At 73.4% G+C, this 19,578-nt stretch carries 15 protein-coding genes; 6 read left to right on the forward strand and 9 right to left on the reverse strand.

All coding sequences use genetic code 11. The features are described from left to right. Positions 1–2 precede the first annotated feature (2 nt). The 5 genes from ACIHCM_RS22945 to ACIHCM_RS22965 form a co-directional block, all read right to left on the reverse strand. Entirely contained in the window at positions 3–4,196 is a 4,194-nt protein-coding gene (locus ACIHCM_RS22945) for a CHAT domain-containing protein (protein WP_399898684.1), read from the reverse strand. Positions 4,197–4,213: 17 nt separating this feature from the next. Next, positions 4,214–4,987: a hypothetical protein gene (locus tag ACIHCM_RS22950; protein WP_399898687.1), complete on the reverse strand. Its 774-nt coding sequence runs from the start codon at positions 4,985–4,987 to the stop codon at positions 4,214–4,216. 84 nt (positions 4,988–5,071) lie between these two features. After that, complete coding sequence (locus ACIHCM_RS22955; protein WP_399898690.1) at positions 5,072–6,661, reverse strand: transporter; 1,590 nt, start codon at positions 6,659–6,661, stop codon at positions 5,072–5,074. Further along, entirely contained in the window at positions 6,658–7,449 is a 792-nt protein-coding gene (locus ACIHCM_RS22960; RefSeq protein ID WP_399898692.1) for an ABC transporter ATP-binding protein, read from the reverse strand. The genes ACIHCM_RS22955 and ACIHCM_RS22960 overlap by 4 nt, the downstream gene beginning before the upstream one ends. A 39-nt stretch (positions 7,450–7,488) precedes the next feature. Beyond that, a complete protein-coding gene (locus tag ACIHCM_RS22965) occupies positions 7,489–8,151 on the reverse strand; it encodes a bifunctional DNA primase/polymerase (RefSeq protein ID WP_399898695.1) in 663 nt (220 codons plus the stop codon). A gap of 312 nt (positions 8,152–8,463) precedes the next feature. On the opposite strand from ACIHCM_RS22965, the gene ACIHCM_RS22970 reads away from it, so the two are divergent. Both ACIHCM_RS22970 and ACIHCM_RS22975 read left to right on the forward strand, forming a co-directional pair. Further along, on the forward strand, positions 8,464–9,849 hold the full coding sequence (locus tag ACIHCM_RS22970) for a transcriptional regulator (protein WP_399898698.1): 1,386 nt from the start codon (positions 8,464–8,466) through the stop codon (positions 9,847–9,849). Between the two features lie 200 nt (positions 9,850–10,049). Further along, a complete protein-coding gene (locus ACIHCM_RS22975) occupies positions 10,050–11,792 on the forward strand; it encodes a hypothetical protein (protein ID WP_399898701.1) in 1,743 nt (580 codons plus the stop codon). 67 nt (positions 11,793–11,859) lie between these two features. Here the strand turns inward: ACIHCM_RS22975 and ACIHCM_RS22980 are convergent, their stop codons facing one another. Beyond that, on the reverse strand, positions 11,860–13,167 hold the full coding sequence (locus ACIHCM_RS22980; RefSeq protein ID WP_399898704.1) for an ABC transporter substrate-binding protein: 1,308 nt from the start codon (positions 13,165–13,167) through the stop codon (positions 11,860–11,862). Between the two features lie 117 nt (positions 13,168–13,284). Between ACIHCM_RS22980 and ACIHCM_RS22985 the strand changes: the two genes are divergently transcribed. Both ACIHCM_RS22985 and purU read left to right on the forward strand, forming a co-directional pair. Beyond that, positions 13,285–13,803 (forward strand): hypothetical protein, encoded by a 519-nt coding sequence (locus tag ACIHCM_RS22985; protein ID WP_399898707.1) that lies wholly within the window; start codon positions 13,285–13,287, stop codon positions 13,801–13,803. 56 nt (positions 13,804–13,859) lie between these two features. Then, on the forward strand, positions 13,860–14,753 hold the full coding sequence (gene purU / locus ACIHCM_RS22990; RefSeq protein WP_399898709.1) for a formyltetrahydrofolate deformylase: 894 nt from the start codon (positions 13,860–13,862) through the stop codon (positions 14,751–14,753). A 122-nt stretch (positions 14,754–14,875) separates the two neighbouring features. Here the strand turns inward: purU and ACIHCM_RS22995 are convergent, their stop codons facing one another. Both ACIHCM_RS22995 and ACIHCM_RS23000 read right to left on the reverse strand, forming a co-directional pair. Then, complete coding sequence (locus tag ACIHCM_RS22995; RefSeq protein ID WP_399898815.1) at positions 14,876–16,042, reverse strand: maleylpyruvate isomerase N-terminal domain-containing protein; 1,167 nt, start codon at positions 16,040–16,042, stop codon at positions 14,876–14,878. Positions 16,043–16,095: 53 nt separating this feature from the next. Further along, positions 16,096–16,665 carry a sigma-70 family RNA polymerase sigma factor gene (locus ACIHCM_RS23000; protein ID WP_399898712.1) on the reverse strand — a complete coding sequence of 190 codons (570 nt, stop codon included), beginning with the start codon at positions 16,663–16,665 and terminating at the stop codon, positions 16,096–16,098. A 345-nt stretch (positions 16,666–17,010) separates the two neighbouring features. On the opposite strand from ACIHCM_RS23000, the gene ACIHCM_RS23005 reads away from it, so the two are divergent. Then, positions 17,011–17,391: an STAS domain-containing protein gene (locus ACIHCM_RS23005; RefSeq protein WP_399898715.1), complete on the forward strand. Its 381-nt coding sequence runs from the start codon at positions 17,011–17,013 to the stop codon at positions 17,389–17,391. A 136-nt stretch (positions 17,392–17,527) separates the two neighbouring features. Beyond that, positions 17,528–18,034 carry an EF-hand domain-containing protein gene (locus ACIHCM_RS23010; protein ID WP_399898718.1) on the forward strand — a complete coding sequence of 169 codons (507 nt, stop codon included), beginning with the start codon at positions 17,528–17,530 and terminating at the stop codon, positions 18,032–18,034. Here the strand turns inward: ACIHCM_RS23010 and ACIHCM_RS23015 are convergent. After that, a complete protein-coding gene (locus ACIHCM_RS23015; protein WP_399898818.1) occupies positions 18,018–19,529 on the reverse strand; it encodes a class I adenylate-forming enzyme family protein in 1,512 nt (503 codons plus the stop codon). The genes ACIHCM_RS23010 and ACIHCM_RS23015 overlap by 17 nt on opposite strands. Positions 19,530–19,578: the final 49 nt, after the last annotated feature.

The raw sequence follows: 19,578 nt of genomic DNA on the forward strand, positions 1-19,578 counted from the left end.
CTTCACCGTGTCTCTCGACCCAGCCTTCCCTCGATCCCGTCGAGGCACCGCAGCACCGCCCCCACCACCGCCCGCTGCGCGGGCTCCCGCAACCGTCCCGGGAGTGCCGGGTCGCGGCTCCCGGCGAGGATCTCCTCCAGCACCGGGGCCAGCGCCCGCAGGGCGGGATCGGCGTGGAAGTCGTCGAGGGTGGCCCGGTTGGCGTCGGCGGTTCCGCGGTGGCCGGCGGCGGTGGCCACGAAGTTGCCCAGGACCAGGCTCAGATGCAGGGCGGGCCAGAGCTCGGCGGCGATCTCCTCCTCGCCGCGCAGCACCCCGAGAGCGCGGCGGGCCACGTCGGCGTCCAGCGGCCCCAGTCCGGCCGTCACACCCGGGTCGCGCTCCCCGTCGAGGATGTCCCGCAGTACGCCGGTGAGCGGCGCGAACTGTGGCGTCATCGCCCCGTGGCGCGCCAGATGCTGACGCAGCTTCACCCCGGCCGCGGTGTTGCCGCGCTCGGCGGCGACGAGGGCCGCGACCGCCGGCTCCCACACCATCCGCCACACCGCTGCCGCCAGAGCGCCCCCGTCCGCCTCCTCGCGGGCCTTGCGCACCAGCTCCGCCAGTACCTCCCGCACCCGCCCGCCGTCGGACACCAGCCGGCCGAGCAGCCCCGCGAGGTCGACGCCGGGAACCAGCCCCACGCGCGCGTGCAGGGCGTCCGGACCGCCGGGCAGACGGGCGTCCGTCCCGAACTCCCGCAGATCACCCACGACCGCGCCCAGGGCGCCGGCGGTCCGGCCCCCGGTGAGGACGCCCAGCAGCACCCCGGCGAGGTGGTGCGCGACGGCACCGGAGCCGTCCCGCGCGTGGGAGTGCAGGTAGGTGCCGAAGTTGGCGTGGCCGACGGCGACGGTCGAGGGGACGCCCGCTCGATAGGCGTACCGCAGACAGTCCCGCCCCCGGGCGAGCGCCGCCTCGCCCCGCCCGCGCGCGTCCTCCACCGTGGCGAGCGCGCCGAACACCTCGCCGAGCAGCAGATCGTCGGCGGCGGCCTCGAAGACCTCCCGGCACTCCTCCAGCAGGTCCAGCGCCTCCTGGACGCGGCCGAGCCGCAGCAGGGGCATGTACGCGGGCAGGCGGGCCTGCGCCCGTTCGGCGGCCGGCGCGCCACGGCCCGCCGTGGACGCGCACAGTTCGGCGTTGTACTCCAGCGCCGTCCGCCACTCCCCGGCGTCCACGGCGCCCCGCTGGGCGGTGTCGCACAGCTCCTCCCAGACCTCCCACCACAGCACGCCCTCGGCGCCGACCTGCTTCCTGGGCAACTCGCGCATCCGCCGCAGCAGTACGGCTGCCTCGGCCACGACCCGGCCGGACTCGCCCTGTTCGACCAGCACGTGCAGCCGGTGCACCTCGCCGAGCAGCCGCGTCCACACGCCGAGCCCGGCCTCGCGGGCATGGGCGATCTCGGCGTCGGCGAAGGCGAGCGCGTCGGCGGGCCGTCCGGTGCGCAGACACAGACCCGCCAGGGCACCGGCCGCCGTGGCGGCGCCCGCGTGGTCCTGCCGCTGAAGCGCCTCGGCCAGGGCCACCCGTGCCTGCCGTTCGGCTGCCGCCGGGTCGGTCGCCCACAGCACCTCGGCCAGCGAGCCGTGCGGCGGCGGTGCGCCGGTGCCGGTGGCAGCCAGGGCGGCGAGCCGGCGCAGCACGGGCAGCACCCGCGCCCTGGTCGCCCGGCTGCCGTCCCGGCGCAGCACGGCCTGGAGCAGCGCCTCGGCGCCCTGCCAGATCCGCTGCCGGATCAGGTAGGGCGCCGCCGACAGGCCCGCGCGCGCGAGTACCGGCCCGGCGAGGTGGGCGCCTTCCGCGCCGGTGCCCTCCCGGCGCCACGCCATCTCGAAGACCCGTACCCAGTACCCGGCCATCCGCGTGTCGACCAGCTGCCGGAACGTCTCCCCGGCGCGCGTCCGCCCCTCGGCGGCCACGGCGGGCTGGATGTCGTACGACTCCCGCGTCCTGTGCGGTGCCGGGGCGGACCGGCGGGTGAGCAGCCCGCACCTGACCAGGGTGTCGAGGAGCGGGTCGAGGGGCGCGTCGGGGTGGCCGAGGCCGGCGCGCAGATCGGGCCAGTTGTGGTCGAGGACGGGGCGGGTGCGGTCGGTCTCCTGCAGACAGCACAGGACGTGGAAAAGGTCGCGCGGGGCGGGGGCGAGGGCGTCGGCGATGCCGCCTGCCCACACGCGCAGCACGCGCACGTGGTCGTCGTCGCGGATGGCGGACGGGCCGGCCGTGAAGAAGCCCTCGGGCACCAGGCCTGCCTCCGCCCGGGCGCGTACTGCGGAGCCCAGCAGCGCGGTGAGCCGCGCCGGGTCGGCCGCCTGGCCGTCGGCGAGTTCGAGCAGCTTGGGGTGGCCCTGGGTGAGGTCCAGCAGACCGGTGAGGTGACGGCGGCCTGCGGCGGGGGTCACGCCGGGCGCGCGGCCGTCGGCGAGGCGGGCGAGGTGGGGCAGTTCACGCACGAGGAGCAGGGCCTCGTCCGGGTTCAGCAGGTCGACCGGTTCCGTCGGCACCCGGGGGCCCGGGCCGGGCGGGCGTACGCGGCCGGTCAGGATGAGGCGACCGGGCCCGGAGTGTTCCGACAGGGCGGCGAGCAGCACCTGCCACCGTTCGTCCCGCCAGGCGCCGGCCGGGGTGAGGAGCCCGTCGAGATGGTCCACGACGAGCAGCACCCGCCGCCGCGCGAGACACCGGGCGAGGGCGTCCGCGAACTCCGCGAACTGTTCCTCGGCGTTGGGGAGTTCCGGCACCAGCCCTTCCCACATCGACGAGAATGCCGCGAGGACTTCCCGCGCGTCCGTCTCCGTCCGTTCCGGCGCCTTGAACCAGACGACCTCCTCGAAGGTGTGCGCGTGCGTCGCCACCAGCTCCCGTGCGCAGGCCGTCTTGCCGACCCCCGGCATGCCTTGCAGCAGTACGCCGCACCGGCCGCTGCGCGGGGCGAGCACGGCACCGGCGCGCGCCATGAGAGGGACCCGGCCGACGAAGTGCTGGGGCGGGGGCGGGAGTTCGGGGGGTGGCGGATCGGCAGGTGGCGTGCGCAGGGGTGCCGCCGCCAGCCGCAGCCGCGCGGCCCGTGCCCCGAACAGCGCCGGGGTCCCCGCCTCCAGCGCCGACCACCCTTCCGTCAGCACCCCCCGCAGCGCCCCCGGCAGCGGCTCCCCGTCGACGAGCAGGCGGCGGTACAGCCCCTGCGCCAAAGCGATCGCGAAGTGGTCCGTCACGGGATACCGCATGGCGAGTACGGCGCACCCGAGCCGCCCCACCAGCTCCCCGGCCAGCGTGCCCACCACGTCCGGGTGGGCTGCCTCGTCGTCCGGGACCCCGGCCGTCGGCACCCCGAGCGCCCGCCGCTGCTCCCGTACCGCCGACGCCCCCGACCAGCACGCCGACACCGTCACCAGCGAGACCCCCCGTGTCTCGCTCAGCAGCGCCCCCAGCTCCGGTGCCCGGATCCGGTCCGGCCCGCCCGCCGCGGTCTCCAGCAGCAGCTCACCGGGCGCCCCGTGCCCGGACACATGGATGACGTCCCATCCTTCCGCCAGCACCTCCCGCAGCCGCTCCCGCGTCACCCCGTACTGCACGGTCCGCAGCTCGACGTCCCGACCGGCGCCGGTGAACAGCCCGGTCAGTGCCAGCCGTTCCCGCCGCAGGTTCAGCGCCCGGCTCCCCTGGGGCTGGCTGAACAACGCCAGCATCCGCACCGGCCGGGCCGCCGCCGGTCCGGGCGGGTCACCGCAGTCCCCGACCTGCATCACGAGGGAGACGCCGCGCAGGGCCAGTGGCCGCCCGTCGAGGTGGGCGAGTTCCAGCGGCACGTACAGCAGCCGCCGTGCCTCCGGGACATCCGCCGGGACCACGACCCGTACGACCACGGGGGCGGCGGCCGGCAGGACGCCTGCGGCGGGGCCGAGGATCTCCGCGCCGATCCACGCGCCCACCTCCCGCACGATCTCCCGCTCCCGCACGGTCCGCTGGTCGGGCGCGGCGTGCCGCCGGAGGTGGCCCGGGACGTCGAGGAAGGCCTCGTACTGCGCGCAGCCGGGGTCGAGCCGCACCTCGTGCCGGGCCAGTACGCGCCCGTCGGCCGGATCGGTCAGCTCCCACCGCCAGCGGTCGAGCCCGGCGAAGTCCCTTATTTTCAAGCAGAGTTCAGTCACCGCAGACCTCTCGCGGCTCAGCTGCCGAGTGCCCTGCGCAGGTGCCGGATCCGCTCCACCGCCCCCTGGACGGAGGCGTACGCGGGATGGGTGCGGGGGAACTCGCGCAGGGCGCGTTCGTACAGCGTCTGCGCCTCGGCGGCGTGCCGGACCTGACCGCTCTGCACGAGCCCGAGCAGCGCGCCGCCGAGGTTGACGAGCCGCACGGGGTGCATCGGATCGTGGGCCGGGGTGTGGTCGAGCGCGGCGCGGGCGTGCCGTACGGCCTCTTCCAGCGCGGCCGGGTCGGGGAACTTCTGGGACCGGCGGAGCAGCGCGTTGGCGAGGTTGGACTCCTGCCCGGCGTGTTCGGGGTGGCCGGGCGCGAGGAGGTCGAGGCAGCCGCGGTAGAGGGCGATCGCCTCGTCGATGTCCCGCTGCCGGCCGGTGCGGTCGAAGACTTCCTGCAGCGAGGTGGCCAGCGACGACATGTGCCGGCCCAGTTCGGGATCGCCGGGCGGGGAGGCCTCGACGGCCTCCCGGCCGTACGTCACCGACCGGTCCAGCAGCCGGGCGTCGCGTTCCCGCTCCCAGCGCAGCCGGTACAGCATGCACAGCGCGGACAGGGCTGCGGCGTGGCGCGGGTCGTCGGCCGGACAGCCCTCGCGTGCCCGTTCCGCCGCCTGGACCGCCCGGCGCAGCAGGGCCGGGTCGCCGGTCTGCCCGTACGCCAGGCGCAGTTCGTCCGCGGTGCCCAGCGGGTCGTCGTCGCCGGGCTGCCGTCCTCGGGACTTGCCGAACCATCTGGCCACTCGCGCCCCCCAACGCCGACTGCCGTCTCCGGATCGTAAGCCCGAATGGCAGGCGCGCAAAAGGAGTTGACGCCGGGGCGCGGCTCAGCCCTTGCTGACGGCCGCCAGGATCTCCGGCAGCCGCTGGGCCGTGCGCGGTGCCGCCAGCCGCAGCCCGAGCCAGGTGAGCGCCGCCCCGTAGCCGGTCCCGGCCGGCAACAGCAGCCAGCTCCATGTGCCGCCGTCCGCGCTGGTGTTGATCAGGATGGTCAGCACGATGACGGGCGCGCAGAGCAGGGCCGCGGCCACCATCCCGCCGAAGATCGCGATCCAGGCGAGGCCGGCCTGGCCGGGGGCCACGTTCTTGTAGCCCTCCTGCGGGATGGAGTAGGGAAAGCGCGCCGAGGTCCACGCCCCGGTCGCCAGCATCGCGCCGAGCAGCGCGAACGACAGCCCCAGCACCTCCGCCAGCCTGGCCCAGTCGCCGAGCAGCGCCGTGGTCGCGACCGTGACGAGGGCGGCGTACGGCAGGGTGATCAGCAGCAGGGCACAGGCCCGCGCGCGCAGTTCGGCGTAGGCGTCGCGGGTGGAGGAGATGGTCATGGCGACCATCCAGAACGCGGACGTGTCCTGCCCGAACTGGTTGTACATCTGGATGCCGAGCATGCCCGCGGCGAAGCACGCGAAGTAGATCGACCCGGTGCCCTGCAACGCGTTGAACACGGGCACGATCAGCCCGATGGCCAGCGAGGTCACCCAGGCCGCCTTGGTCTTCGGGTCACGCCAGACATAGCGCAGGCTGCGCTCCATGACGGTCCCGGTCCGGCCGCCCGGCAGCAGCCGCGCCCATCCGCGCGACGACCGGTCGCGTACGGCGGTGTCGGCCATGGCCTGGATCGTCGAGCCGTCCGGCGCGGTCATCAGCCGGTCCAGGTGCCGCGCCCACACCATGACCAGCGCCGCCAGGGCCAGTGCTGTCAGGGCGAGTTGGGCGGCGGCGATGCCGTACGAGCCGTCCCCGGCCGCGTCGACGGCGCCCAGCGCCGAGGCGGGCGGCACCCAGCGCAGCACGTCGGCGGCCGGTTCGAGCTGCCCGAGACCGGCCGAACCGAGCCGCTGGGCGCCGAAGTTGACGACCTGGGCGCCGACCGCGACGACCAGGCCGCTCAGCACGGCCAGATCGCGTCCCTTGCGGCTGGTCAGCAGCCGGATGTTGGCGGCGGCGACGGCCCGCGCCAGGGCCACGCAGACCAGCAGCGCCAGCGCCACGGCGACGACGCCGACGGCGTACGCCACGGCACCGCGCGCCACCGCGATCACCGAACCGACGAGCATGCACACCGTGAACAGGGGCCCGATGCCGACCAGGGAGGCCGCGAGCAGCGCCCGCACCAGCGGCCCGGCCCGCAGCGGCAGCATCACGAGGCGGGTGGGGTCGAGGGTCTCGTCGCCGCCGGGGAAGAACAGCGGCATCACCGCCCAGCCCAGTGCCAGTACGGCGACCAGCAGCACGATCACGGCGCCGGCGTGGTCGTTGCCGCGCAGCAGGATCAGGCCGAGCAGTTGCAGCGCGGCGAAGAGCAGCGTGACGACAGCGGAGGCGATGTAGGCGGCGCGCCGCCCCGCGGACTGCCGCAGGCCGCCCCGCAGCAGCGACAGTTTCAGCTGAACGAGGGTGGCCGTGGTGCTGGTCATCGGGCGCCGCCGCCCAGCCAGTCCAGGTCGGAGCCGGCGTCGCGGTCGTGCGCGCCGACGAGTTCGAGGAAGGCCTGCTGGAGGGTGGGGGCGTCGCCACGGACCTCGGCGAGGGGGCCGTGGGCGCGGATCCGCCCGGCGGCCATGACGGCCACCCAGTCGCACAGCGACTCGACCAGCTCCATCACATGGGAGGAGAAGACGACGGTGGCGCCGGAGGCGGTGTACCGCTCCAGCACCCGCCGGATGGTCTGCGCGGACACCGGGTCGACGCCCTCGAACGGTTCGTCGAGGAAGAGCACCTCGGGGTTGTGCAGCAGGGCGGCGGCGAGCCCGATCTTCTTACGCATGCCGGTCGAGTAGTCGACGACCAGCTTGTGCTGCGCGCCGGCCAGATCGAGCACGTCCAGCAACTGCGTGGCCCGCTTGTCGACCTCGCTGCCGGGCAGACCGCGCAGCCTGCCCGTGTACGCCAGCAGTTCACGCCCCGACAACCGCTCGAACAGCCGCAGTCCCTCGGGCAGCACCCCGATGCGGGCCTTGACCTCCACCGGATCGCGCCAGAGGTCATGCCCGACGACCTCGACGGACCCCTGGTCCGGGCGCAGCAGCCCGGTCACCATCGACAACGTGGTCGTCTTCCCGGCGCCGTTGGGCCCGACCAGACCGATGAACCGTCCGGCGGGCAGCTCCAGATCGATCCCGGAGACCGCCACGTGCTCCCCGAACCGCTTCCAGAGCCCGTGTACGCGTACGGCCGCCGTCGCCGCCTGTGCTCCCTCGTTCATATGAGAACCCTAAGGGGAGCCCTGCTCCGTGGGGGCTGGTCAGCGGTCCCGTCCGCAGGCGTACGCGAGCGGGGAGATCAACTCCTCGGCGTCCGGCAGCCAGCGGTTGGCGGGGGTGGGGCGGCAGGCCCACTGGACGGCGCCGCGTGAGCCGTAGCGGGTGGGGGGCGCGGCGACGTAACTGCCCTCGCCCAGCGCGGCCAGGTCGAGCGACCCCAGCGACCAGCCCAGCTTCCGGACCAGGTCGGGAACCTTCACCGACGCGCCCGGCAGCACGAAGAACTGCATCCGCCGGTCCGGGGTCAGCGTCACCGGTCCCAGTGTCAGCTCCATCCGCTCCATGCGGGCGAGCGCAAGGAAACCGGCGGTCTCCGGCACGGAGAGCGCGTCGAAGGTCCGGCCCGTCGGCAGCAGGATCGAGGCGTTCGGCTGCTTCTGCCACATCCGCCGCGCGACCGTCGCGCTGCCGGTCGCCTGCGTCGCCCAGTCCGGCCGGGCCGGATGCGCCCCCGGCGCACCGCACGCGGCGTCCCCGCAGGAGCAGCGCTGCACTCCGTCGACGGCTTCCAGCCAGGTGCCGGGGAACACGTCCCAGTGGCGCTCCTCGGCGTAGCGAACGGCGGTTTCCAGCAGCGATTCCCCGCGCTGCTTCGGAATCTGTGCGGCTTCGGTGGCCGGGATCGTCTCTTCCACGCTCAACACAACTCCCAGCCCCACCTCGGGTTACGGCCGGACCGGGCGCCGGGGAGGAGCATCGATTCGGCATCCGGGGCGCACGGGTGCATGTCCGGGGGCGCGCGGGAGGATCCGCGGCGGCAGCTGGGTAGCCAGGTGTGGGGTCGGCAACCGCCGGTACCCCGGCAATCCTCGCATGTCTCGCATTTTCGGTATGTCAGCGGGGCATTGATCTTCACGGCCGGAACTCCCGGGCGCCCGCGAAGGGCCCGGGTCCCGGTCGTGGAAGACACGACAACTCGGTGTGCGGGCGGGCACCGCAGCCTCAGGGGGTACGCCATGGCCGCAAGGCCTCTCGTCGCACGGCAGCCGAACGAACGGCTGCAAGCGCTCATCCAGGAAGCGGGTTGCTCCAACGCCGGGCTGGCCCGGCGGGTCAACATGTGCGGCGCCGAGCACGGTCTCGACCTGCGCTACGACAAGACGTCCGTGGCGCGCTGGCTGCGCGGACAGCAACCGCGCGGACGCGCGCCGGCGATCATCGCCGAGGCGCTCGGCCGCAAGCTCGGCCGTGCCGTCACGATCGACGAGATCGGCATGGCCAACGGCAAGAACCTCGCCTCGGGCGTCGGCCTCCAGTTCTCGCCGACGGTACTGGGAGCCATCGAGCAGGTCTGCGAGCTCTGGCGCAGCGACGTGGGGCGCCGGGACTTCCTGTCCGGTTCGTCCGTCGCGGCCTCCGCGCTGGTCGAGCCGAGCCGCGACTGGCTGATCTCGGCGCCCGACGCGCAGGTGGCGCGCTCGGCGGGCCCGCGCGTGGGCCAGTCGGACGTCGAGGCCGTGCGGGCGATGACGCAGGCGCTGGTCGATCTGGACCACCGGTTCGGCAGCGGGCATGTGCGCCCGGTCGTCGTGCACTACCTCAACAGCGTCGTCTCGGGGCTGCTCGCCGGCTCGTACCGGGAGGCCGTCGGGCGGGAACTCTTCGCGTCCGTGGCCCGGTTGACCGAGCTCGCCGGGTACATGGCGGTCGACACCGGCCAGCCGGGCCTCGCCCAGCGCTACTACATCCAGGCGCTGCGGCTCGCGCAGGCCGCCGGTGACCGTGGATACGGCGGTTATGTCCTCGCCGCGTCCATGAGCCACCTGGCCGCGCAGCTCGGAAACCCGCGGGAGATCGCGCAGTTGGCGCGGGCGGCGCAGGAGGGGGCGCGGGGGCGCGTGACGCCGCGTGCGCAGGCCATGTTCCTCGCCGCCGAGGCACGCGGGCACGCCCTGATGGGCGACGCGCGCGCCACCCAGGAGGCCGCCGGGCGGGCGGTGACCGCCCTGGAGCAGGCGGACGGGGCCTCCGGCGACGACCCGGCGTGGATCAAGCACTTCGACGAGGCCTACCTCGCCGACGAACTGGCCCACTGCCATCGTGACCTCGGCCAGGCGGAGGCGGCGGCCCGGTGCGCGCGGGAGTCACTCGACGGCCACCCCGAGTCGCGGGCGCGCCGGCGGGCGATCGGCTATGTACTGCTCGCCACGGCACAGGTGCAGCAGCGCGAGATCGAGCAGGCCTGCCAGACGGGGCTGAAGGCGGTGGAACTGCTCGGGACCCTGCGTTCGAACCGGGGCGCCGAGTATCTGGAGGACCTCCAGCAGCGGCTGGAGCCGTTCCAGGAGGAGTCCGTGGTAAGGGAGTTCGGGGCCCGGCTGGACCTCCAGGCGGCCGCGTGAAATGTGCCTCGCATGGGCGTGAACGCGCGGCGAACCAGGCCGCCGGAGGTGGGAGGTGACGTAAACAGCGTGCCGCGGGCCGGTTTTGTTACGGCGGTCACAGGGCAGGTGGTCAGGTCCTGTGCTGCGTGGCGACCCGCTCGGGGGACCCGGTAGCGTGAGCCGACGATTCCGATGGTCCCCCATTCGTAGGAGTCCCGGTGACGCAGAGCGGACAGGGCGAGGAGCCCTCGGCGCGACCCGCGCGCGAAGGCATCGTGCTGCCCTCCGACGGTGGCGAGCCGCTGCTGCCGGGTATGACGGGCGGACCGGCCGACCGGCCCGCGGGCACGCAGCACGGCGGCCCCGCCCGTGCGTCGGCGCCGCCCGGCGGCCAGGCCTGGGGCCGGCCGTGGGGCCCCGAACAGCACCAGGCCCCTGGCCCGCAGCCCGGCCAGGACTGGCAGACCCCGCCCGCCGAGCCGTGGCAGGCGCAGCAGCCGGCCCCGTGGGCGGCGCAGGACCAGCCGGGCCCGCTCCCGCCCGCGGGAGCGCACGACGAGGCGTACGGCGGTGGCGCACCGGCGTCGTACGGCGAGTACGGGGCGCCGGGCCAGGGCGCACCGCTGCCCGAGCCGGGCGCCTCGGCTCCGCTGCCGCCCGCCGGTCACGGCACGCCGGGCATGCCGCTGCCCCCGGCCGACGACGGCGCGACCCAGTACATACCGCCGGTCGCGGCCGCGTCCGGCGACGAGGGCGCCACGCAGTACATCCCGCCGGTGGGAGCTCACTACCCCGCCCACGGCGGGTCCGGGAGCGAGGGCGCCACCCAGTACATCCCGCCCGTCACCGGGGGACCCGGTGACGCAGGGGCCACCCAGTACCTGCCGCCCGTGGCCTACGGCCCCGCCTCGCACGACGAGGGTGCCACCCAGTACATCCCGCCGGTCGGGCCGGGGGCGCTGCCGCCGGAGATGCCGTCCGGGGGGCCGGCGGGCCGGCCCGCCGAGACGACGGCGTACCTCGGCCGGACCCCGGAGCGCGGCGGGGCGGCCGGCCCCATGCCGTCCGGATCCGACGCCGACGCCACGCAGTACATCCCGCCCGTGTCCGGGCAGGGCGCGTACGGGGACCGGCAGCCGCCCGCCGAGTTCGACAACCTCTTCCGCAGCGGGCCGGGCGGCGACGCGGGCCAGGCCGGCGCGACCCAGCACATGCCCCGCTACCAGGGGCCGCAGAGCACCGGGCATGCCGCCCCGCAGCCGTCCTACGACACGCCCGGCCCGGCGCAGGGGCGGCGGGCCGCCCGGGACGGCGGAGGCCGTGGCCGCTCCAAGGTGCCGCTGATCGCGGCCTGCGGGGTGGCCATCGTCGTGGTCGGCATCGGCGCCGGGGCGCTGCTCGCCGGTGGCGGCGGTGAGCAGGACAAGGACCCCCAGCCCGTGTCCGCCACGGCCTCCTCCGACGCCGGCGACGAGGCCTCGTCCTCGCCGTCCGCCGACCCGGCCGAGCAGCAGGCCGTCGCCCTGGACAAGCTGCTCGCCGACAGCGGTGACAGCCGGGCGACGGTGATCAGGGCCGTCGGTGACGTGAAGTCCTGCGGCAATCTCGCCCAGGCCGCCAAGGACCTGCGCGGCGCGGCCGAGCAGCGCAACAGCCTCGTCACCCAGCTGGCCGGGCTCTCCGTGGACGCACTGCCCGAACACGCGGCGCTGACCGCCGCGCTGAACAAGGCCTGGAAGGCCTCCGCGTCCGCGGACAACCACTACGCGGCCTGGGCGGACCAGGTCGCCGGGCAGCGGGGCAAGCTCTGCAAGAAGGGGCAGGCCCGCAGCACCGGCCAGACCGCGGCCGGCAACCAGCAGAGCGGCATCGCCACCACGCAGAAGGGCGAGGCCGCCAAGCTGTGGAACGCCATCGCCCGGAAGTACGGCCTGACCGAGCGCCAGCCGACCCAGCTGTGAGGGCCCTGGGGCGGGGAGCGGGAAGTCGGTGACGGGCGGACGGTGGCGGGCGCGAGGCGCGGGAGCGTCAGTCCTCGTCCTCGGCGCCCTGCAGCGTCTTCGTCACATCGATGGAGCCCTGGCGTTCCGCCACCAGCTGGCCCTCCTTCACCATCTGGAGGGTCACGTCGGTGTTGACCAGGCGCGGCAGGCCGACGGAGGCCAGCACGTCCTGGAACTGCCAGCGCAGGGTCGGCGTGAGCCCACCCGTGGTGACCTTGAAACCGTCGTCCAGGGTGCGCCGTACCGTGTCGGCGGACACCTCGTTCTCGCCGAGCGACTTCACGACGGCCTCCAGGACCGTGTACGCGATCCAGGTGGTCTGCACGCCCGCGTCCGCGGGGTCGATCCGGGTGTCGGTGAAGGCCTGTTCGCGGATGACCTTCTTCATCCCGTCCCAGCGCTTGTCCGTCTCCACCGGATACCAGCCGGTGATGTGCGCCCCCTCGTACGGGCTCGACGCGCCGCCGGTCGCGTCGATGACCGTCTGGTCGACGCTGCCGAGCACGGTGCCCATGCGCACCTCCTCGTAGTCCTCGCGGTCGCGCCGGAAGGAGTCCATGAAGGTGTTGGTGCGGTCGCCGAGCGCCGGCACCACACAGCCGCGGGCCGACGGGTCCTCGGTGGCCCGGGTCAGGGCCTGCTCGGACTGGGCGTAGAACTCGGTGGCCTCCTCCGCCGCGCGCAGATCGGTCGCGTCCTGGTGACCCCCCGCTTCGAGGCCCGCATTGAGCAGGTTGGGAAGTTCGTCACCGGCGATGGTGTCCGGCCGGACCAGCGCGACCGGGCCGCAGCTGCTCGCCAGTTGCCTGCCGAGGCCCGCCAGCAGCGCGGGCTGGCCGCCGTTGACCGGGTACGACAGCGGGCTGGTGAACTCGGCGTTCGTGATGCCGTAGCCACCTATGTACGGGATGCCCGCTCCCTCCAGGATCGGGAAGAACGAGTCGGCGAACTGGCTGTAGGAGCCGACCACCGCGGCCACCTTCTGCTTGACCGCGCGGCGCGCGCACTTCGCGGCGTGCACGCTGTCGTTGCGGTCGTTGCAGATCACGACCTTGAGCTTGCGGCCGTTGATGCCGCCGCCCGCGTTGACGTGGCGGGCGTAGGCGAGCGCCAGGGCGGGCATGCCGGGCTTGTTCGTCGCGTTGGTGTCCTGCGGCGCCCAGGTCATGACGGTGATCTCGTCGCCCCCCGCACCGCCCGAGAGGCCGGGGACCACCCCGCACCCGACGGTGAGCGACGCACACGCCACCAGGGCGCCCGCTGCGCGCAGGGCTTTGGCGGGCCTGGTGAGTACGGAGAGGAGTGTTCTGCTGCTGCGTCGCCTGCCGGTCATGCACACGCACGATTCCGCCACATCACTAATCTCTGAGTGACCTTTGCATAACGCGAGGTGGCGTCCAGGTGAATTACGGGGTCCGGTGAACGGCTTGTGGCGAGGAACGTACGATCGATGACCGTGCAAGGTGTGCAAGGAGTACAAGGTTCGGTGAACCCTTCCCGTCGCGGGCATCGCTCATCCACGATGGGTGGCATGCCACTGAACGACATGCCGTGGTGGCGCTGGCGCAGCAATGTGCGCTCCGCGCTGCACATGCTTTCCGATCCGGTGTTCCAGCGGGACGTCTGGCTTGCGGGCGTCGAGGGATACGGGGACGTCACCGACGCCGTGTACCGGCTGGTCGAGGACACCTGGCTCGATCACTGGTCCGCCGAGAAGTATGTCGGGACCATATTCCGGGACTCGCAGGAGGCCGCGCTGGTCGACACCGCGGTGCTGCGGGTGCTGCGGATCATGCACCAGGTGGGGCCGGACGCGCCGGTGTCCTCGTACATGGAGCATCCGGCCTGGCCGGAGGCGGTGCGGGCGGCTCGGGACGCGCATGTGCGGATGGCCACGAGCGACGGGGAGGATCCGGAGGTGGCGCCTCGGACGCTCGAGGTGCTGCGGATCTTGACGCGGTCGGCCTAGGCGGGGCGGTCGGTCGGGTTTCTGCCTGCTCAGGTCGCTGTGGGACCCTGTGGTGCATGAACGAGCAGCCCAATCGAGCCGCGGCCGTAGAGGCCACAGAGGCCGATCAGTATGTCCTCATCCTCTCGTGCCCGGACAAGAAGGGCATCGTGCACGCCGTGTCGAGCTACCTGTTCATGACCGGCTGCAACATCGAGGACAGCCAGCAGTTCGGTGACCACGACACGGGGCTGTTCTTCATGCGCGTCCACTTCTCGGCGGAGGCGCCGGTGACCGTGGAGAAGCTGCGGGCCAGCTTCGCGGCGATCGGTGACTCGTTCCGCATGGAGTGGCAGATCCATCGGGCCGACCAGAAGATGCGCATCCTGCTGATGGTCAGCAAGTTCGGGCACTGCCTGAACGATCTGCTGTTCCGGGCGCGGATCGGTGCCTTGCCCGTGGAGATCGCCGGGGTGGTGTCCAACCACACCGAGTTCGCCGAGCTCGTGGGTTCGTACGGGATTCCGTTCCACCACATTCCGGTGACGAAGGACAGCAAGTCGCAGGCCGAGGCGCGGCTGCTGGAGATCGTGCGGGAGGAGCGTGTGGAGCTGGTCGTGCTGGCCCGCTACATGCAGGTGCTCTCCGACGATCTGTGCAAGCAGCTGAGCGGGCGGATCATCAACATCCACCACTCGTTCCTGCCCAGCTTCAAGGGGGCGAAGCCGTACCACCAGGCGCATGCGCGGGGTGTGAAGCTGATCGGCGCCACGGCGCACTACGTCACGGCGGATCTGGACGAGGGGCCGATCATCGAGCAGGAGGTCGAGCGGGTGCGTCACGATGTCAATCCGGACCAACTGGTCGGAATCGGGCGGGACGTGGAGTGCCAGGCTCTGGCGCGGGCCGTGAAGTGGCATGCGGAGCGGCGGATTCTGCTGAACGGGCGCCGGACGGTCGTGTTCGCGTAGTGCCGGTGCCGGTGCCTGCGGCTGTCCGGTGGGGGTTGCTGTAGCGCGTGCGGTGGTCCGGCACGGCCCCTTCTCGCCGTACGCGACTGCGGGTCCGTGGGGCCACGCCCGGGGCCCATGTGCTACATGCGGCTCAAGGATGCGGCCGCGAACAGGACGTCTCTGATGGCCTCGCGGTCGCCCAGCTGGCCCGCTGCCGCCTCGTCGGGGGAGACGTGGCCCGCGGCCAGGCGGCAGAATTCGACGCCGTCCAGGGCTACGTGGGCCACCTCGTGATCGGCGGAGCCGGTCTCGGCGGGGGAGTCCAGCGGGATCAGCCACTCGCCGCCGCCCGAGCCCTCGATCTCCAGGCGGAGGGTTCGGCCGGGGGTGCCGGCCGGGACCAGGTGGCGCGGGGTGTGGGCGGGAGATGCCAGGCCCGCTTTGCGGCGTGCCGCGAGGGTGGTGGGGAGCAGGCGGGCCGCCAGGTCGATCATGCTGTTGAGGTGGCGCGCGGACGGCGGGTCGTAGGGGTAGTCCACGGCGTCCGCGATGTCCTCCGCGTGCACCCAGCACTCGAAGGCTCGCTCGATCATCGCGTCGTGCAGCGGCAGCTCGCCCACGCCGTAGGGCACGCCCAGCCTGCCCGTGCTGCCGCCGGTGAAGGACACCGTGCGCACGATGCCGTGGCCCTGTTCGCGCCAGGGTGCCCGTACCGTGCGGGTCGGTGGGAAGTGCGAGGCCCGCCAGTACGCCTCCGTGCGGACCGTGGGCGTCGGTGGGTCGGCCTCGGTGTCCCCGAGGGGGTCGTCCAGGCCGAGGGCGATGGCGATCAGGCCGTCGACCGCGAGGAGGTGGGCGATGACGCCGGCGACGGTCGTGCGGCGGCTGGCCGGTTCCGTGCCGTCGAACCAGCGCAGCCGTACGGGCGCGTGCCACTCGGCGTCGCCGAAGTCCTGGAGCAGGGCGTCGAGACGCGCGGTCTCGGCGTCGTAGGGCCTGGCCCAGTCGGGGACCGGGATGCGCGGTGGGCGCCGGTCGAGGCAGGACGCCAGGATGCGGGTGCGCAGTCCGGGGTCGAGGTCGAGGCTGTCGGGGCGTTGCAGCAGGCCGACCGCCTCGCGGAGCCGCCGCGCCTCGTCGGCGCAGCTTCCGCACAGGCCCAGGTGGTCCTCGACCGCCGTCGTCTCCTCGGGGGAGCAGGCGGCCAGCGCCCAGGCGCCCAGCAGGGATTTCAGGACGTGGTGTCCGAGGGGTGGGCGGAGCGTGGGGAGGGGGAGCCCGGTGTCCTCGACCGAGGCCCTCGGCATCGGTATGCGGGGCTGGTGGGCGGGGGTGTGCGGCTCGTGGTGGTCCGGGTCCGTCACACCGCACCTCCGTATCCGGGCGGGGCGGCGTCGTGGGCCGTGGACAGCAGTTGCAGACCCAGTCGGAGGCGGCGGCGTGCCTCGTCCTCGGTGATGCCGAGGTCGGTGGCGGTCTGGCGGTAGTCGCGGCGCTGGAAGTAGGCCCGCTCCAGGGCGGCGCGCAGCGGGGCCGGCATGGACTGGACGATGTAGTCGGCGCGGGCGGCGACGGAGGCGTGGCGGACCTTGAGCTCCAGGTCCTCGCTCGAGCCGTGGCCGCCTTCGGCGAGGGCGGCGGTCTCGGTGGCCCGCAGGCGCTGCACGGCCAGGCGGTGGGTCAGGGTGGCCACCCAGGAGCGGAGGGGGCCCTGCTTGGGGTCGTAGGCGTCGGGGTGCTCCCACAGGTGTATGAAGACCTCGCGGGTGATGCCGTCGGCGGCCCGCTCGTCGTCGAGCACGCGGTGGGCCAGGCCGTGCACGAGGGAGGCGAACCGGTCGTAGAGCTCGCCCAGGGCGGCCGCCTCACCGCGTGCGAGTCGCTGCTGCATCTTGCGGTCCCAGCGGGGCGGTGCGTCCTTCTTCGCCATGCGGCCCCCTCCCCCTGCTTCGTCCCGGTGTCCAGCCTGCGTCCATCGCCACCTCGAATGTAGTCGGCACGTCTGACAACGCACGCCCCTTTGTGGCAATGCGCGCCCCTTGGCGAAGCGCAGGTGGTAGTGCGCTTTCCGGCCGCGCCTACCCAGGGTGGGCGAGACCAGACCTGATCGAACCGGATCGAATGCGACAGAATCAAGCCTTTTTCGTTCGGATTTCGTTTTCGGCAAGGTGTTTCAGGGAACGGCCGCTGGGCAGCCGCGCCGCAAGGAAGCGTAGGAACTGGTTCCGTTTCCAGGTGGTTCCGGCCGTTTCCGCACGTTCCGGCGACGAAGGGCATGGTGGTGGCGTTCAAAGTGACCGGCGGCGAGCAGGGCGACTGGGCCGTGCTCCATGTGTCGGGCGAGCTGGACCTGGTGACCTCGCCGGTGCTGCGTCAGCGCGTGCACGACGCGGTGGCCGAGGGGCGTCACAGTCTCGTCCTCGACCTCTCCGAGGTCTGGTTCTGCGACTCCAGCGGAGTGGGGGTGCTGATCGCGGCCCGCCGGCTGCTGCGCTCCTGTCAAGGGCGGCTGCGGCTGATACTCCCGGCCCAGGGTGCGGCCGACGGCTCGCACGTCAACCGTGTGCTGGGCGCACTGGGGGTGCGGCGGCTGTTCGACGTCCATCCCGACCTGGCCTCCGCGACCTCGGACGACGCCAGTCCTCTCTCCGCGTGAACTCTCTGCCACACCGTTGTTCCAAAATTCCCCCGGTCTTGGCACAACCGTCGTTTTCCCGCTCCTGAACCGCCCGCGGCGTCGTACGCTCCCTGGCGAGAAGCACCCCGACATGACGTGAGGCGGCCTGAAAGACATGGTCAGCAGCGAGTACGAGCGCAGGATCGCGGCCCGGTTCGCCACCTTCGACCAGGACGGCAACGGCTACATCGACCGTGAGGACTTCAGCGGCGCGGCCAAGGCGCTGCTCGCGGAGTTCGGCACGACGCCCCGCTCCGACAAGGGACAGGCGCTGTACGGCGGCGCGGAGGCCTTCTGGCAGGGCATGGCCGGGATAGCGGACCGGGACGGTGACCAGCGCATCACCCGCGAGGAGTTCGTCAACGGCGCGGTCAAGCGGCTGCGCGACAACCCCGACCGCTTCGCCGAGATCGCCCGCCCCTTCCTGCACGCCGCCTTCGCCGTCGCCGCTCCGGACGGCGAGGCGGCCGTCGAGGACCTCGCGCGCGTGCTGCGGGCGCTCGGCGTGCCCGAGGACGTCGCGCGCGCCGCGGCCGCCTCGCTCGACGGCGACGGCGACGGCAAGGTGAGCGAGGCGGAGATCATCCCCGCGTTCGCCCGGTACTTCACCGTCCCCCAGTAGCCGAGAAGCGCTCCCTGAGCTTGTACTTGAGCACCTTGCGCAGGGCGTCGTTGCGCGGCAGGGCGTCGACCACCTCCAGCTGTTCCGGCAGCTTGTGGACCGACAGCCCTTCCGCGCGCAGGTACGCGGTCACCTTCTCCAGGGTCAGCGCACCGGCGCCAGGCGGCTGTTCGACCACCGCGCACACCCGCTCCCCGCGGTCGGCGTCCGGCAGGCCGATCACCGCCACGTCCGCGACCGCCGGATGCCGGTGCAGCAGCTCCTCGATCTCCTTGGCGGAGATGTTCTCCCCCTTGCGGATGATCACGTCCTTGAGGCGGCCGGTGAGGACCAGGTGCCCCGAGGCGGTGAGATGCCCGAGGTCGCCGGTGCGCAGGAAGCCGTGCTCGTCGAAGGACTCCGCCGTCTGCGCCGGGTCCAGATAGCCCCGGCAGACGGCCTCCCCGCGCAGCCGCACCTCCCCGTCGACGATCCGAATCTCCATGCCCCGCGGCGGCCGTCCCTCGGTCGTCGCCAGGTTCTCCGGGGTGTCGTCCGGCGCGCCCATGGTGATCATCGGTACCTCGGTCATGCCGTACCCGTGGGTGAGCTGAACGCCCATCTCGCGGACGACGGCGTGGTAGACGTCGGGCGGCTTCGGCGCCCCGCCGCCCGCGAGCAGCCGCAGGGAGGGAACGACGGGGGTGCCGGGCCGCTTGCGCTGCTCGGCCAGGAACAGGGAGTAGAACGCCGTGGAGCCACCGGCGATCGTCACCCCCCGCGCGCGGTACGCCGGCAGGGCGCCGGGCAGCGCGAACTGCTCCACCAGCAGCGCCGGGAAGCCGTACAGCAGCAGCATCACCGTGTAGTCGGGGCCGCCTATGTGCGCGTACGGGAAGGCGATCGACCCCACGTCGTCGGCGGTGGGGCGCAGGGCGTGTGCCAGGCAGCTGCCGCCCGCGATCAGGGAACGGTCGGTGTGCAGGACGCCCTTGGGGTCGGAGGTGGTGCCGGAGGTCCAGTGGATCCAGCGGACGTCGGTGCCGCGCGCGGGTGGCGCGGGCAGGACCGACGGGTCGCCGTCGGGCAGGTCGTCGTACGCCTCGAACACCCCCTTCGCGCCGAGCCGCCGGGCCATGCCGGTGTGGTCGAAGCCCCGCCAGGTGCCCGGTACGGCGAAGAACTCGGCGCCCGACTCGCGCAGTGCGAAACCCACCTCGCGGTCGCGCAGGAACGGGATGAGCGGGGTCTGGGTGGCGCCGATGCGGGCCAGGGCGAAGGTCAGCACCACCGTCTCGATGCGGGTGGGCAGCTGCCAGGCGACGACCGTGCCGGGGCGCACGCCCATGCCGTGCAGCCCGGCCGCGGCGCGTTCGGCCCGGTCGCGCAGGGCGCCGAAGGTCAGGGTGCGGTCGTCCTGGAGGAGGACGGGGCGGTCGGGGGTGCGGTCGGCGCGGCGGGTGAGCAGGTCCCACAGGGTGGGTGCGGCGCTGAGTTCGTGCGCGGTGGTGTGCAGGGTCACGGCGGCCCCCGGTGAGCTGACGGATAGTCAGATGGTGGGGTGA

Origin of the sequence: Streptomyces sp. NPDC052023, from assembly GCF_044548465.1 — a bacterium.
Lineage (GTDB): Bacteria > Actinomycetota > Actinomycetes > Streptomycetales > Streptomycetaceae > Streptomyces.

Bases quoted from the DNA above. Each gene is read 5' to 3' on its own strand.
- ACIHCM_RS22955 (WP_399898690.1), bottom strand. From the start codon at position 6,661: ATGACCAGCACCACGGCCACCCTCGTTCAGCTGAAACTGTCGCTGCTG.
- ACIHCM_RS22960 (WP_399898692.1), bottom strand. From the start codon at position 7,449: ATGAACGAGGGAGCACAGGCGGCGACGGCGGCCGTACGCGTACACGGG.
- ACIHCM_RS22970 (WP_399898698.1), top strand. From the start codon at position 8,464: ATGGCCGCAAGGCCTCTCGTCGCACGGCAGCCGAACGAACGGCTGCAA.
- ACIHCM_RS22980 (WP_399898704.1), bottom strand. From the start codon at position 13,167: ATGACCGGCAGGCGACGCAGCAGCAGAACACTCCTCTCCGTACTCACC.
- ACIHCM_RS22985 (WP_399898707.1), top strand. From the start codon at position 13,285: ATGACCGTGCAAGGTGTGCAAGGAGTACAAGGTTCGGTGAACCCTTCC.
- purU (WP_399898709.1), top strand. From the start codon at position 13,860: ATGAACGAGCAGCCCAATCGAGCCGCGGCCGTAGAGGCCACAGAGGCC.
- ACIHCM_RS22995 (WP_399898815.1), bottom strand. From the start codon at position 16,042: ATGCCGAGGGCCTCGGTCGAGGACACCGGGCTCCCCCTCCCCACGCTC.
- ACIHCM_RS23000 (WP_399898712.1), bottom strand. From the start codon at position 16,665: ATGGCGAAGAAGGACGCACCGCCCCGCTGGGACCGCAAGATGCAGCAG.
- ACIHCM_RS23005 (WP_399898715.1), top strand. From the start codon at position 17,011: ATGGTGGTGGCGTTCAAAGTGACCGGCGGCGAGCAGGGCGACTGGGCC.
- ACIHCM_RS23010 (WP_399898718.1), top strand. From the start codon at position 17,528: ATGGTCAGCAGCGAGTACGAGCGCAGGATCGCGGCCCGGTTCGCCACC.